This window comes from Variovorax sp. F042, from assembly GCF_057814215.1.
This window is the reverse complement of the sequence record NZ_JBVASX010000001.1, coordinates 1,079,528-1,094,076: the sequence shown is the minus strand read 5'-3', so window position 1 is coordinate 1,094,076 and position 14,549 is coordinate 1,079,528. Positions and strand designations below refer to the sequence as shown.

11 protein-coding genes are annotated in these 14,549 nt (G+C 66.8%); 3 read left to right on the top strand and 8 right to left on the bottom strand.

Features of this window, described 5'->3' with window-relative positions; genetic code table 11:
• Positions 1–16: 16 nt before the first annotated feature.
• The gene (locus ACZYSP_RS05245; RefSeq protein ID WP_093073375.1) at positions 17–535 is read right to left on the bottom strand and encodes an O-acetyl-ADP-ribose deacetylase; all 519 of its coding nucleotides are present in this window, start codon (positions 533–535) and stop codon (positions 17–19) included.
• A 179-nt stretch (positions 536–714) separates the two neighbouring features.
• On the opposite strand from ACZYSP_RS05245, the gene ACZYSP_RS05240 reads away from it, so the two are divergent.
• Entirely contained in the window at positions 715–1,704 is a 990-nt protein-coding gene (locus ACZYSP_RS05240; protein ID WP_093073377.1) for a sialic acid TRAP transporter substrate-binding protein SiaP, read from the top strand.
• Here ACZYSP_RS05240 and ACZYSP_RS05235 read toward each other — a convergent pair.
• The 3 genes from ACZYSP_RS05235 to ACZYSP_RS05225 form a co-directional block, all read right to left on the bottom strand.
• A complete protein-coding gene (locus ACZYSP_RS05235) occupies positions 1,701–3,113 on the bottom strand; it encodes a GTPase/DUF3482 domain-containing protein (protein ID WP_093073379.1) in 1,413 nt (470 codons plus the stop codon). The genes ACZYSP_RS05240 and ACZYSP_RS05235 overlap by 4 nt on opposite strands.
• A complete protein-coding gene (locus ACZYSP_RS05230) occupies positions 3,110–4,507 on the bottom strand; it encodes a DUF2868 domain-containing protein (protein ID WP_093073381.1) in 1,398 nt (465 codons plus the stop codon). The genes ACZYSP_RS05235 and ACZYSP_RS05230 overlap by 4 nt, the downstream gene beginning before the upstream one ends.
• A gap of 351 nt (positions 4,508–4,858) precedes the next feature.
• Positions 4,859–5,467, bottom strand: coding sequence for a TetR/AcrR family transcriptional regulator (locus ACZYSP_RS05225; RefSeq protein ID WP_093073383.1), 609 nt, complete (start codon positions 5,465–5,467; stop codon positions 4,859–4,861).
• Positions 5,468–5,523: 56 nt separating this feature from the next.
• On the opposite strand from ACZYSP_RS05225, the gene ACZYSP_RS05220 reads away from it, so the two are divergent.
• On the top strand, positions 5,524–5,967 hold the full coding sequence (locus ACZYSP_RS05220) for a VOC family protein (protein WP_256216613.1): 444 nt from the start codon (positions 5,524–5,526) through the stop codon (positions 5,965–5,967).
• 6 nt (positions 5,968–5,973) lie between these two features.
• On the opposite strand, the gene ACZYSP_RS05215 is transcribed toward ACZYSP_RS05220, so the two are convergent.
• Both ACZYSP_RS05215 and ACZYSP_RS05210 read right to left on the bottom strand, forming a co-directional pair.
• Positions 5,974–7,830 (bottom strand): ABC transporter ATP-binding protein, encoded by a 1,857-nt coding sequence (locus tag ACZYSP_RS05215; RefSeq protein ID WP_093073385.1) that lies wholly within the window; start codon positions 7,828–7,830, stop codon positions 5,974–5,976.
• Positions 7,831–7,851: 21 nt separating this feature from the next.
• Positions 7,852–8,796: a LysR family transcriptional regulator gene (locus ACZYSP_RS05210; protein ID WP_093073388.1), complete on the bottom strand. Its 945-nt coding sequence runs from the start codon at positions 8,794–8,796 to the stop codon at positions 7,852–7,854.
• Positions 8,797–8,907: 111 nt separating this feature from the next.
• On the opposite strand from ACZYSP_RS05210, the gene ACZYSP_RS05205 reads away from it, so the two are divergent.
• Entirely contained in the window at positions 8,908–9,741 is an 834-nt protein-coding gene (locus ACZYSP_RS05205) for a DODA-type extradiol aromatic ring-opening family dioxygenase (protein ID WP_093073390.1), read from the top strand.
• Positions 9,742–9,769: 28 nt separating this feature from the next.
• Here ACZYSP_RS05205 and ACZYSP_RS05200 read toward each other — a convergent pair whose 3' ends face one another.
• Positions 9,770–12,775 (bottom strand): glycosyltransferase, encoded by a 3,006-nt coding sequence (locus ACZYSP_RS05200; protein ID WP_371258761.1) that lies wholly within the window; start codon positions 12,773–12,775, stop codon positions 9,770–9,772.
• A gap of 191 nt (positions 12,776–12,966) precedes the next feature.
• Positions 12,967–14,430, bottom strand: a complete 1,464-nt coding sequence (locus ACZYSP_RS05195) for a glycosyltransferase family 2 protein (protein WP_093073392.1) — start codon at positions 14,428–14,430, stop codon at positions 12,967–12,969.
• Between the last annotated feature and the right edge of the window lie 119 nt (positions 14,431–14,549).

Sequence of the window (14,549 nt, the reverse complement as noted above, 5' to 3'; positions counted from 1 at the left end):
TTTTCTGGCTTTTCTTTCAGCGCGCGCCTTCGGCCAGTGCAGCCTCGTAGACAGCAAGGTCGTCCGGCGAGAAGCAGCAGAAGACGACTTCCTCCACTGACGTGACGACCGCCAGCACTTCGCGCACGGTGCTCACCGCGACCTTTGCCGCCAGTTCGACGGGATAGCCATAGATGCCCGTGCTGATGCTCGGAAACGCGATGCTGCCCACCCCTTGCCCGGCGGCGAGCGCCATCGAGCGCCGGTAGCACGACGCGAGCAGTTCGGGCTCGCCCGCCTCGCCACCACGCCACACAGGGCCGACCGTGTGAATGATGAAGCGGGCAGGCAGGCGGTAGCCCTTCGTGAGCTTGGCATCGCCCGTCTTGCAGCCGCCCAGCAGCCGGCATTCGTGCACCAGCTCCGGCCCTGCGGCGCGATGGATCGCGCCGTCCACGCCACCGCCGCCGAGCAGCGAGGAGTTGGCGGCGTTGACGATGGCGTCGACCTGCAGCGTGGTGATGTCGGCGCGGATGGCGCGAAGGGTGGTCGTCATGGTGCGGTGGCTCGGGGCTGGCATCGTAGGCGCGCGGGCCGGAGTCGGGCAAACCCGCTTTCGATGTTTGTTGCAAATATTTACGATTCCCGGGTCGGGCGCATTTGCCCGGCGTCCGTCCGCTGCCATGGCGTCGATCTTGCATACGGCCGGACTGTTCTCAACCCGAGGGAGAGTCGATGAAAAGCTTGTTGCCATGGCGCCGCGCCGGTGTTCTTTGCATGGCGCTCGCAGGGGCGGTAGCCGCCCATGCGCAGGTGCTGCAGTTCAAGTGGGGCCATGTCTACGAGCCCACGAGCATCTTCCACCAGCAGGCAGAGCTTGCGGCGCGCAAGATCGCCGAACAGTCCGACGGCAAGATCAAGATCGAGGTGGTGCCGTCTTCCAAGCTGGGGCAGGAGGCCGATTTTCCGCTGATGCTGGCGAACGACTCCGTGCAGATCGCCTACGTCGGGCAGGCCACGCTGGCCGAGGGCTATCCGCCGCTGAGCCTGGGGAGCTATCCCTTCGCCTTCAAGGACCTCGACCATATGCGCAAGTACCTGGCGAGCCCGCTGCTGGCCGACCTGATGAAGGGCTACAACGAGCGGAGCGGCAACCGCATGGTGGCCGCCGTGTATTACGGCGCGCGCCAGGTCACGTCGGCCAAGCCGCTGTCGAAGCCCGAAGACTTCCGCGACCTGCGTCTTTACGTGCCTGCCGCCGCGGCCTACCAGCTGTTTGCTACCGCGCTCGACGCCAAGCCGGTGACGCTGCCTTTCATGAGCCTCTACAGCTCGCTCAAGAAGAACGAGGTGGAGGCGCAGGAAAACCCGCTGGACATCGTCAAGTCGAAGAAGCTCTATGAGGTGCAGAAGTACGTGCTGCTGACGGCGCATGTCTACGACACGCTGGGCATCGTCATCGGCAAGGCCGCATGGGCCAGGCTCGCGCCGGCGCAGCAGGCGATGGTCGAGAAGGTACTGGTGGAAACCGCGAAGTGGACCAACGTCGGCGTGATCGCCGGCGAGCTTGAGGACGAGAAGTTCCTGCGCGACAAGGGCATGACCGTGGCGCCGGTCAACCGGCAGCTGTTCCTGGAGCGGATCGTCAAGCGCTCGACGCCCGAGCAGGTAGGGGCGCGGCCGGGCGACTACGCAAAGCTGCAGGCGCTGGCAGGGGCGAATTAAGGCGCTTCGAAAGCGCGAAGCAACGTCTGTGACAGCTCGGCCACGAGCGCTTCGCGCTGGGGCGAGGGGCGCCAGAAACTGCGCGTTGCAATGCCTGTCGATTCCCACTCGGGATGGTTGCGTGCCGGCTGCGCGCCGCGCACCGCGGCCGCGGCGGCTCGCGTGGGGGAATCGCCGTCCTGGGGCGATTCGGCGGCGATGCGCTGCGTGGCCGCATGGCCGCGCTGCTCCAGCGCCTGCGTGAGCTTCAGCTGCCACGCGACCAGCGTGAACAGCACGCCGTCTTCCACGGTGAGTTCGTGCACGTCGCGCAGCTTGTTGGCCAGCTTGCGGCCGAGCGGCCCCCAGCCCTGCGACACCGCACCGCCGATGGCTCCGCCCAGCGCCGCACCCGCGCCGAGCGAGATGCCGGCCACGGCTAGGTCGGCGACCACGCCCACCGCCGCACCGATGACCGCGCCTTTGCCGAGGCGCAGGCCCGCGTCCTTCATGGCTTCGGGGCTGAAGAAGTCGAGCGTCCAGCGGCCTTCGATCATCGGCAGCGGGGCCTCATCGGCGTCGCCCTGGCGAAAGCCGTAGAGCGCGAGCAGGTCGTCGGTGCAGCGCTGGGCCTTGTCGAACACTGCCTTCTGCAACGCGGCGACTAGGGCCTGCCGTCGCGCGGCGTCGGCAAATTCGGTGGAGGACACCGTGCGGCGCACCGCAGCGGCATCGACCAGCAGGGCGGCGATGCGCGTGCAGGCGGACTGGCGGCGCTGCACCGCTTCGTCGGCCAGTGCATCGACAACGCCGTGCAGCAGGTCGCGGCGCTCGCGCAGCAGCGTGGCGAGGTCGTTGTACAAGTCCTGCTCGGCGCCGACGAACGGGGCGGCCGCGTCGAAGCGCACCTGCACGTGCAGGCCGTAGGCCGAGAGCAGCTCTTTCCACGCGGGCTCGCGGCTGGCGGCATCGCGCACGAAATTCAGCACCGGCAGCACGGGGCGCGCGCAGGAGTTGAGCAGCTCGATCTCGTCGCGGAACTTGGGCAGCACCGGTTCGCGCACATCGATGACGAGAAAGGCCGCGTCAATGTCGAGCATGGTGCGCAGCACCTTGGCCTCCTGCTCGAACACGCCATGGGCTTCGGGGCCCTGCAAGAACTGGCGGATGCGGTCGGGGGGCGTCGCTTGCGCATCGAAGCCGGCGAGGTGCTCGCGCAGCGCGACGGCGTCTTCGAGGCCCGGCGTGTCGAAGAAGCGCACGGCGGCTTCGCCGTTCACGTCGAGGTCGACCGATTCGACATGGCGCGTGGTGCCGGGGCGCTGCGACACCTCGCCGAAGCCGATGCGCCGCGTGAGCGTGCGCAGCAGCGAAGTCTTGCCGGCGTTGGTGTGGCCGACGACGGCGATGCGGATGGGCTGTTGCGTCATGGGGCGATCGCGCTTTCCGGCAAGGCGATGTCCAGGCGATCGCTGGCGGTGATGCGCTCCAGGCCAGTGTCGCGCAGCCAGTCGAGCCATCGCTGCGTGGCGCTCGCACCGGGTGCGTCGGCCAGCCACAGGCGGCACTCGCCGCAATGCGCCAGCACTTCGCGCAGGAAGCGTTCGGTGCCGCGGTCGGGGCTCGATGCGGCGTGGCACACCAGCAGTACCGTGCGCGGATGGGTATGGGCCAATTGGTCGAGCAGGGCGCGGCGCGCGGGCGCACTGCCGTCGATGCGCTGCGCCTGCGTCTCGACGCCGGCGGGCAGGGCGGCTGGAGGCCACGGCATGTCGGGCGGCAGTTCGAAGCCGACGACGAAGAGGGCGTCATGCAGTTCCGAGGCAGGCAGGCCCGCGGGCAGGGCGCTGTGCGTGCGACCTGGATCGGCATCGACGATGGCCGCCGGCGCCAACGCGGCGAAGCGGGCCAGCAGCTTGCGGTAGTAGGGCTCGCGCCAGTCGGGCTGCAGCGCCTTGCGGCGGCGCTTCCAGACGAAGGCGCTCAGCAGCACGAGCACGACGCGCGGCAGCAGCCCGTAGACGACGATGCAGCCGGTCAGCCACAGCGCCCAGGTGCGCTGGCCTGCAGCGCCGGGAGTTGCGGCCAGCACGGTGGCGGCATCGGGCACCGGAAAGCCGAGCTTCGCTGGCGCCCAGCCCAGCACCTGCACTACGCGCACGAAGAAGTCCGGGTCAAGAATCGTCGTCTCCCAGCTCAACGTGTAGCTGCGAAACGCGAGCGCGAATAGCATCGCGGCCAGCACCACGGCAAACGACAGCGACCAGATGCCGTGGCTCACCAGCCCGAAGGCCCATGGCAACAGCTTTGCGCGGGACAGCAGCCCCGTGGCCGCGCGCACCAGCACCGGCGCCTGTCCACGCTTGCCGCCCGCCACCCGCGCCGTGAGCGACAGCCAGATCCAGCCGAGCGATGCGGTATTGAACGAGCCGAGCGGCATCCACAGGCCCGCGAGCCACAGCAGCAGCGTGAGCGCGTGCAGGCCCAGCAGGCTCACGAGCGCGACGATCACGTTGATGTGGCGCTCGCCGCCGCCGACCACGCTGCCCGCCAGCCCGAGACCGGCCATGACGATCAGCGCCACCAGCGCGAGCAGCACCCACGGCGCCCACTGCCGGGCACGTGCGAGTTCAGGCTGCAGGCCGATGCGCTCGCCGAGCTGTAGCGCGCGTTCGGTGATCTGCCCGTGGGCATCGGCTGTGCGCGAGGCGGCGATGCGAAGGGCTTGCGCGTCGTCGAGCGGGCCGCTCTGTTCGGTCCATCGGATCGCCTCGGTGATCACCGCATCCGGAAAAGCAGATTCGCGCAGCGCGGTGTTGGTCAACAGGGTCCCTTCGCAGCCAATCGGTCAATGAGGCCCCGCACGGCGCCGGGGCGCGCAAATTATGCCCGGCGAGCTTCGGGCGGCCACGACAAGAAACGGGGCCGCAAGCGGCCCCGTTGTGCATGGTGCGGGAGTCGGTGGCGCGTGCCCGGTCTCAGCGAAGGCCGAAGAACGAAAGCACGGCTACGACAACCACGACCAGACCGACGATGTAGATGATGGAATTCACGCGAAGACTCCTCTGGGTTGAAGATGAGTCCAGCATTGCGCCGCGTTCGCGGCATCACTGTCGGCAGGGGGCGGCGTGCGATGTAGGCGCGTGCGAAGCATCGGCCCACGACATGTCCCGCATCAGCGCTTCCTGACCGGGCCGAGCGCCCGCTCGAGCAGCCACAGCATCGCCGTACGGGTTTCCTCTACGTCCGCGCCTGCGTCGATGGCCAGCGCGGCCCGGTCGAAGGCCGCCGCGAGCAGCGGGGTCAGGGCGTCGAGCGACGCCTCGCCCTTGTCCTTGCCCAGGCCGGCGCGCTCCAGCCCCTGTCGCAGCGACTTTGCCGAGGTCGCATCGTCCATGGCCATGACTTCGGCCATGCCCAGCACCGCGGGGCCGTCGATCAGCAGCAGCCGCGTGCGGCCCGGCGCCGTCATCGCGTTCAGATAGGCCTTGCTGCCTTCGAGCAGCGCCTCGCGCGGCGATAGTTGCTCGGGCGTGGCCGCCTCGATGTCGGCGGCCACGGCTTCGCCTTCGCGCAGCAGCACCTGACGGAACAGGTCGCGCTTGTCCGCGAAGTGGTGGTACAGCGCGCCGCGGGTGATGCCGGCGGCCGTCGCAATATCCGGCGTCGAGGTATCGCCGTAGCCCTTGCCGACGAAGAGCGCACGCGCCGCCTCGATCAGCGCAAGGCGGGTGGTTTCCGTACGTTCACGATTGGTTCGGACTGGGGTGGGTGAATCGGCCATTTACATACAGTCTGTCTGTAAGTTATATTCAAATTTACATGCAGCCTGTATGTTAAATGAAAGGACCCATCGTGAAAGTGACGAGCTACTACCCCGTTCTCATGACCAACGACGTGGCGAGAACGGCGAACTTCTACCAGGCGCACTTCGGCTTCACGCCGCTGTTCACGAGCGACTGGTATGTGCACCTGCAACTGGCGGACGAGCCCTCGGTGAATCTCGCCGTGCTCGACGGCCGGCACGAAACCATTCCGGCGGCCGCGCGCGGGCAGGTGGCTGGCGGCACGCTGTTGAATTTCGAGGTGGACGACCCCGACGCGGTGCACGACCGGCTGAAGGCCGCCGGCCTGCCGATCCTGCTGCCGCTGCGCGACGAGGCCTTCGGCCAGCGCCACTTCATCACGCGCGACCCGAACGGTGTGTTGATCGACATCATCAAGCCGATCCCGCCGAGCGGGGAGTTCGCTGCGCAATACGAGGCCGGCGCGTTGCCGACCTGACAACGATCAGGCGCGCAGTGCTTCGTCTTCCTCGAGGCTGTCGCCGAGGAAGCCGCCGCTCTGGTGCGCCCAAAGCCGCGCATACAGGCCGCCTTGCGCCATCAGCGTGCGGTGGTCGCCTTCTTCAACCACACGGCCTTCGTCGAGCACGATGAGCCGGTCCATCGCCGCGATGGTCGACAGCCGGTGCGCGATCGCGATCACCGTCTTGCCTTCCATCAGCGTGTAGAGGCTCTGCTGGATGGCGGCTTCGACTTCCGAGTCGAGCGCGCTGGTGGCTTCGTCGAGCAGCAGGATCGGTGCGTCCTTCAGCATCACGCGCGCAATGGCCACGCGCTGGCGCTGGCCGCCCGAGAGCTTTACGCCGCGTTCGCCCACATGTGCCTCGTAGCCGCGGCGCCCGCTCGCGTCGCCCAGCGTCTGGATGAAGTCGTGCGCTTCCGCACGCCCGGCGGCCGCCTCGATCTGCTCATGCGTGGCGTCGGGCCGGCCGTAGGCGATGTTGTCGGCCACCGAGCGGTGCATCAGCGAGGTGTCTTGCGTGACCATGCCGATGTGGCTGCGCAGCGAGTCCTGCGTGACGTGCGCGATATCTTGCCCGTCTATCAGGATGCGGCCGCTTTCCAGGTCGTGGAAGCGCAGCAGCAAGTTCACCAGCGTCGACTTGCCCGCGCCCGAACGGCCGACCAGGCCGATCTTCTCGCCCGGCTTCACTGTCAGGTTCAGGTCGTCGATCACGCGGCGGCCTGCGTCGGCATAGCGGAAGCTCGCATGCTCGAAACGCACCTCGCCGCGCGGCACGTCGAGCACCGAGGCATCGGCCGCGTCGAGCACGGTGCGCGGGCGCGACAGCGTCTTCATGCCGTCCTGCACGGTGCCGATGTTCTCGAACAGGCTGGTCATCTCCCACATGATCCAGTGCGACATGCCCTGCAGCCGCAGCGCCATTGCCGTGGCCGCGGCCACCGCACCCACGCCGACCGTGCCGTGCGACCACAGCCACAGTGCCACACCCGCCATGCCGGCCGTGAGGCCCATGCTCAGCGTGTGGTTGACGATTTCGAAGGCGCTCACCAGGCGCATCTGGCCGTAGCCGGTCTTCATGAACTCGCGCATCGCGTCGCGCGCGAAGCCGGCCTCGCGCTGCGTGTGCGAGAACAGCTTGACGGTCGCGATGTTGGTGTAGGCGTCGGTCACGCGGCCGGTCATCATCGCGCGGGCGTCGGCCTGCGCCTTGCCGACCTTGCCCAGGCGCGGCACGAAGTACACCAGCGAGCCGATGTACAGCGCCAGCCAGATGATGAAGGGCCACACCAGCTGCGCGTCGAGCACGCCCACCAGGATGATCATGGTGGCCACGTACACGCCCATGGCCACCAGCACGTCGGCCAGCACGAACACGGTGTCCCGCACCGCGAGCGCGGTCTGCATCACCTTGGCCGTGATGCGGCCGGCGAACTCGTCCTGGTAGAAGGCCATGCTCTGGCCCAGCATCAGCCGGTGAAAGTTCCAGCGCAGGCGCATCGGCAGGTTCACCGCGAGCGTCTGGTGCTTCACGATGGTCTGCAGCGCGACCACGCCGATGCTGATCACCAGGAACGTGGCCAGCCACATGAGCGTGGTGCCGCGGTCTGCCCACAGGCGCGCAGGCACCTGTGGGCCGAGCCAGTCGACGATGCGCCCGAGGATCGCGAACAGCGCCGCCTCGAAGATCGACATGACGGCGGTGAGCGCCGCCATTGCCGCGATCTTGCCGCGCACGCCGTGCGTGCAGGCCCAGAGAAAAGCAAGGAAGCCCTGCGGCGGCAATGCGGGTTCGGCGGCGGGGTACGGATGGAGGAGTTTTTCGAAGAAGCGGAACAAGGACTGAGTCTCCCGGAGAGCTCAGGACTGTAGCCGCGCCTGCATGACCTTGCCCCGAAAAGGTGCGTTCGGTGGCGCATCCAGGCCCGGCCGCTCGCCCAGGAAGTCGATGAAAGTACGCAGCTTGGGCGACATGTACTGCCTGCTGGTGTACACCGCGAAGAGCGTGACGGGCGTGGCTTCGAACTCCGGCAGCAGCCGCACCAGCCGGCCCTGCGCGATGTCGTCGTCGATCAGCCACAGCGGCATGAAGGCGATGCCCATGTCCGCGTGCACCGCATGCAGCGTGAGCGTGGTGTCGTCGGAGCGCATGGCGGGCGCCAGCCGCAGCGGAAACATCCGCCCGCCCGGGCCCTTGAGCGCGAGGTTGTCCAGGTTCACGTAGCTCGGCACGATGGCGCCCAGCTTCGCGAGGTCGGCGGGCACGGCTGGCACGCCGCCCATGCGCTTCAGGTAGGCCGGTGTACCCGCCAGGAAGAAGGGCACGCGGCACAGCGGCCTGGCGATCAAGGCGGGCGAGGGCTCCTGCGTGGCGCGCAAGGCCAGGTCGTAGCCGTCGGCCGCAAGATCGACCTTGCGGTTTTCCAGGTGCATGTCGACCAGCACCTCCGGGTACTTCTCGCGATAGTCGGCCAGCACCCGCGCGAAACGCGGCGTGGCGCACCACACGGGCGCGCTCACCTTGAGCTGGCCGCGTGGCGTGTCGTGCGTCTGGCCGATGGCGGCTTCGGCCGCGTCGAGCAGGTCGAGTGCGCGGCGGCTCTGCTCGTACCAGGCGGTGCCAGCCTCGGTCAGGCTCAGGTGGCGGCTGGAGCGGTGCAGCAGCCGCGCACCGAGCGATTTCTCAAGCTGCGCCACGTGCTTGCTGGCCATTGGCGGCGACATGTTCAGCCGCTCGGCCGCAGCCACGAAACTGCCCGCCTCCACGACTTCGCGGAACACCCGCAGGCTGGTCATCCGGTCCATGTGAGCATCCTTCAAGCTTTCCTGTGAGGAACTGATTCGATGCATCGTAGCCTGTCGATTTCCCTGCAGGAAATGTCTACAGTCGATGCAACGCTTTCAAGGAGCATCGGCTTGACCCACGACAACACCACCGCGAACAACGCTTCGCGCCTGCCCACGTACTTCATCTCGCACGGCGGCGGCCCCTGGCCCTGGATGAAGAAGGAAATGGGCCCGACCTACGACCAGCTCGCCGCCTCGCTGGCCGACATGCCACGCCAGATCGGCCGCACGCCCAGCGCCATCCTCATGGTGTCGGCGCATTGGGAGGCACCTGCCTTCACGGTGCAGGGCAACGCCAAGCCGCCAATGATCTACGACTACGGCGGCTTCCCGGCCCACACCTATGAGGTGCACTACGACTCGCCCGGCTCGCCCGAACTCGCGCAGCGCGTGCAGTCGCTGATCGCTGCTGCCGGCTTGCCGGTGCAGATCGATCCCGAGCGCGGCTACGACCACGGCATGTTCGCGCCGATGGCCGCGATGTACCCGAAGGCCGACGTGCCGGTGGTGCAGCTGTCGCTGCGGCGCGGGCTCGACCCGGCCGAGCACCTAGCGCTGGGCCGCGCACTCGCACCGCTGCGCGACGAAAACGTGCTGATCGTCGGCAGCGGGCTGAGCTATCACAACCTGCGCAACTTCGGCCCGCAGGCGCATGGGGTGTCGAAGGCTTTCGACGACTGGCTCGATGAGGCGGTGGTGAAGAGCTCCGCTGGCGAGCGCAGCGCGCAATTGCTCGACTGGGATTCAGCCCCGGCGGCGCGCATGGCGCATCCGCGTGAAGAGCATCTGATTCCTTTGATGGTGGCCGTCGGAGCGGCCGAGGCAGAGGCTGGCGAGCGCGTGTACCACGAAGACGCCTTCATGGGCGGTCTGGTGGTGTCGAGCTTCCGCTTCGGCGCTTGAGCTGACTGCGGCCTGGCACGCCGCAGCGTCAGGCGGGAGTCGACAGGCGCGGCGGGCTCGCCAGCGCAAAGTCTTCTGTCGTCAGCGTCAGGTTGGGGTTGTAGGCAGGATCGCAGTGCAGTTCGTCACCCCATCGGTCCAGCATGTAGTGCACCTCCGCTGCAAAACGCTGCTGCTTTTCCGGTGCCTCGTCGGAACCGCGAGTGGCGGATTCATGGTGGTAGAGCTCGGCATAAGGCGTCCAGACATTGCGCAGCCCGGCCGCGCGCAGCCTCAGGCAGAAGTCGACATCGTTGAATGCCACCTTCAGGTTGATTTCGTCGAGGCCACCCACCGCCTGGTAGGTGGAGCGGCGAACCACCAGGCACGCCGCGGTCACAGCCGAGAATGTCTGGATGAGGCTGCCACGCCCGAAGTAGCCGAGGCCCTGCCTGTGCAGCCGTTTGTGACTGTGGCCTGCCACGCCGCCGATGCCGAGTACGACACCGCCGTGCTGCAGCGTATCGTCGGCGTACCAGAGCCTCGCACCGACGGCGCCCACCCCGGGCTGCAATGCGATGGAGACCATCTCAGACAGCCAATCCGGTGAGATGACCTCGGTGTCGTTGTTCAGCAGTGCGACGAGTTCGCCTTTTGCGTGGGCCACGGCGCGGTTGTTCAGCGCGGAGTAGTTGAAAGGGCCGTCGATCCGGAGCACCCTGGCATCGCGTTGGCTCGAAAGCTCGTCGAGATAGTCCAGGACCTCAGGTTCGTCGGAGCCGTTGTCGATCACCAGGATCTCGAAGTTCAGGTAGTCCGTCCGCGTCCGGATGCTGCCGATGCAGCGGCGCAGCAGCGACAGGCCATTGCGTGTGGGGATGATCAGCGTCACCAGTGGGCGGACTTCGGGCAACGCGTAGTGCGCCCGGTAGCCGTTGTCCGAATGTGCGATGAAACCCTGGATACCACGGCGCTGGAAATGCTCATTGAGCGCGCGTTCGCCGGCAAGCTGCGCGTAGGGTTTGGCGTCGACATTGCCCGCTGCGCTTTCCGCGTGAGCGCGCCAGTGATACAGGACCCGCGGAACGTGCCGGATCTGCTCTGGCGCGACGTGCTCGATGCAGCGCAGCACGAGGTCATAGTCCTGCGCGCCTTCCATGCCGACCTGGAAGCCGCCCACTTGCCGCACCAACTCAGCGTGGTACAGGCCCAGGTGCGAAAACATGTTCTGCGAATAGAAGAGGTCCGGATTCCAGTCGGGCTTGAAGTAGGGATCGAAACGCTCACCGCTCGCGTCGAGCTTGTCCTCGTCGGAATAGAAAAGTCGCGCTTCGGGCGCACGAACAATCGCGTCGGCCATCCACAGGAGTGCGTCCTCCTTCAGCAGGTCGTCGTGGTCCAGGAGCGCTATCCATTCACCCTCGGCGAGAGTGAGAGCGCTGTTGGAGGCGGCCGAGATATGCCCGTTCTCCGGGCGGTAGATCACCTTGATCCGCACGTCGTGCGCATAAGAGTCGAGCACCTTCCGGACCCTGTGGTCAGTGGATGCGTCGTCCGCGACGCAGAGCTCCCAGTTCGGATAGATCTGGCCCCTTACCGACTCGATGGCCGCGCGCAGCCAAGCGGGGTTGGCGTTGTAGGTCGGCATCACCACGGAGATCAGCGGCTGCCGAGGCAGCTGTGCCAGGTGCCGGCGCAAGTCGGCGCGTTTTCTTTCATCGATGCTGTCATAGCGCTCGACCCAGCGCGCATAGGGCGGCGCGTCGTTTGTTGTGGCCTGCGCGGCACGAGCTTCCAAGGCTGCAGCCGCACGAGCGACCCCGCCGAAACCAGACTCTCGATAGATCCGTGCTGCGGAACGGACCGTCTGGACCGCACCACGGCGTTGCGCCGCAACGGCGGACAGCAGTCGCGGCACGCGCCTGGCCCGACGCGCCTGTCGTCCCAGCCATCGCAGCGGCACCGTCACCCTCCAACTGGTCGATTGCAGCAGGGCGTGGCGTTGGGTGTCGGCCTCGGCCAGTTGCGCGCGCGTGATGTCGAGGGTTTTGAGCGCTCTATCGGAAGTGGCCGATACCTGTGCGAGTTCGCACTCGCGTTGCGCAAGCTGCTCGCAAAGGGTCGCGCATCGCTGCTCGCAAGCCTCCAGGGCGCTTGCCAGCGTTTTCTCCCGCTCCACTTTCGTGCGGGCCCACGGGTTGAACTGCTCATCGGTACGAATGGGCTCCTTCAGGTGCAGGGGCACAAGCCCTGTGACCACGGGCTCCTCGCGACCGGCGATGAAGCGCTGGCCGAGGACATTGGCGGACGGTGCGTCCTTGCGGATCACGCACATGGAGTTGATGAACTCCACCGAGTGCACGCGGCTCAACACTGCCTCGTCGATGTCTGCGCCATGGGCCTGGAGGAAGAGATGCAGGCTATCCCTGCGCGTGCGACTCACGCCCCAGTGCTCGTGGTTCGGCACATCCGCAAGGCGCTTGAAGAAAGCCATGGGCGAAGTCGGATGGAAAAGCCCGCCCTCATGGCTGTGCCAGTAGCTGCAATGAAGGTCTTCGACGATGTAGAGGCCCCCGTCCGTCACATGATCGAAGTAGCGGCAGAACGACCGGACGATGTCGCCCGACAGGTGCGAGCCATCGTCGATGACCAGGTCGAAGCGTTCGCAATGCGCGGTGATCCGTTTGGCGACGGCATCGGTGTTGGCATCGCCGAGCACCACTGAGACGCGGGCGTCCTCGAAGGAGAGTCTTGCGCAGTCGGCATTGATATCGCATCCGACCAATCGGCGAAGCTCGGGGAAGTAGCGCGCCCAGATTTCCAGCGATCCACCATTCTGGACGCCGATCTCCAGCATGCGCATGACCGATGGGCGCCGCGGCGCCAGCAGTCGCTCGTACTCCGAAAGGTAGAGCATCCACTTGTCCGAGACCTTGCCTCGGTGTGACTCATAGAGTTCCCACAGCGTCGGGTCTGCTGGTGTGGCCGAACGGGATTGACGGGCGGGCCTCTCGTCGAGGAGTTCGGGTTCTCGAGATTGGGCGAGTGACAGCATCTGGCGTCCAACGTGAGTGAAGTGACAAAGAACCACCGGGATCTCGCTTGATGCGAAACCTCCGGTGATTCCCAAGTCTTGCTGTCAATCTGGTCAAAAGATTGAGCAACACTTTGTCTTCAGCGCGCGAGTGTTCGCGCGGCTGACTTCACGAACGCCAACGGTGGATGCGTGTGTCTACGCCTGACGCACTAGTGCGGGCCCCGCCGCGCACCATCGGCATCGACCAACCCCACGCGCGTCTGCCGCCCCCACGTACCGCGCCCCGTCAGGAAAGTCCACCAACCCCAGGCCGCACCCGTGTGGCGCAGGATCTGAAAGGTGAACGGCTCGACCAGCGCAGCCATGAAGGCCTGCGCCATGTTCGCTTCGCTGCTGTGGCCGATCCAGCGCCGGTACAGGTACACCGACCACAGGTGAAAGGCGAGGTCGAGCACGATCTTCGCGCCGATCACGCCGGCCACCGGCGCCAGCACGCCGAAGTTACCGCGCACCAGATACATCAGCAGCAGCCCGAAGGCGGCCAGCCCGTAGAGCGGCTGCAGCGTGTCGATGGCCTTCACCGGCAGCATCGCGACGCCGAGCCAGCCGTAGCGCCGGTCACCAACCATCGCTCGATACCAGAACTGCGTCTGCAGGAAGCCACCGAACCAGCGGCGGCGCTGGCGCAGGAAGGCGCCGGTGCTGCTCGGGGCATCGGTGTGTGCCTGTGCGTCGCCCAGCACGCGCACTGTCCATGGCAGGCCGTTCGCCTGCGCATGGCGGTGCAGGCGATGGATGAGTTCGTAGTCTTCCACCAGGCAGTCGGTGTCGAAGCCGCCCACGGCGCGCACCGCGTCGGTCCTGAAGCCGGCGAAGGCGCCGGAGATCAGCAGCAGGCCGTTGACGCGCATCCATGCATAGCGCGAGAGGAAGTTGCGGATGTACTCATAGGTCTGGAACCACTGGAAGCAGCGGCCGGCCAGCGAGCGGCTGCACACCGGGGTGATGACGCCGGTAGCGGCGACGAGGTTCGGCTCTTCGGAGAAGGCTCGGCGGACGGCGCCGATGGCATGGCTGTCGAGCAGCGTGTCGCCATCGACCGTGAGCACGGTGTCGGTGTCGATGCACAGGACGGCCGCGTTCAGTGCCACTGCCTTGCCGCCGTGCGGCAGGCGCAGCCAGTAAAGAGAGGGGTGTGTTGCACTGGCAGCGCTCAGCGAACCAAGTTCGGGCGCGACGAGCCCGTAGTGCGTGGTCAGCAGCTCTGCCGTGCCATCGGTCGAACCGTCGTCCGCGATCACGATGCGGTCGGGTGCGTCGGTCTGGCCGAGCAGGGCAGATAGCGTCACGGGCAGCACGGCGGCCTCGTTGTGCGAGGCGACGATCACGCCCAGCGTGTTGCGCCTCACCGCGGCCGCAGGGGAAGGAGAGGGCCGGGGCCGCAATATCGGTAGCGTCATCCAGGCGACGAACAGCAGCAGCACGGTGTCGTACAGCACGTAGGCCACCCCCACCGACCAGGCTCCGACGTTGCCGACCTTGAAGGCCATGGCGAAGAGCAGTGCCCACAGCACGAGCACGCTTCCATGAATGAGCCAGCTTCGCAGTGGCGTGCTGGGTGGAGACAGGCGCGGCGATGCGGCCACGAAGGCGCTTTGGAAAGGATCGTTCAAGAGAAGGTGCCCGGGCGGCTGTCGGTCGGTGGTTCGTTGTCGATACGCAAAAACTCGGCCTGCGGTTTCGAAAGTCCCAAGGCAAAGCCGGGACAATCGCACGCGTCATCGACTGAGTC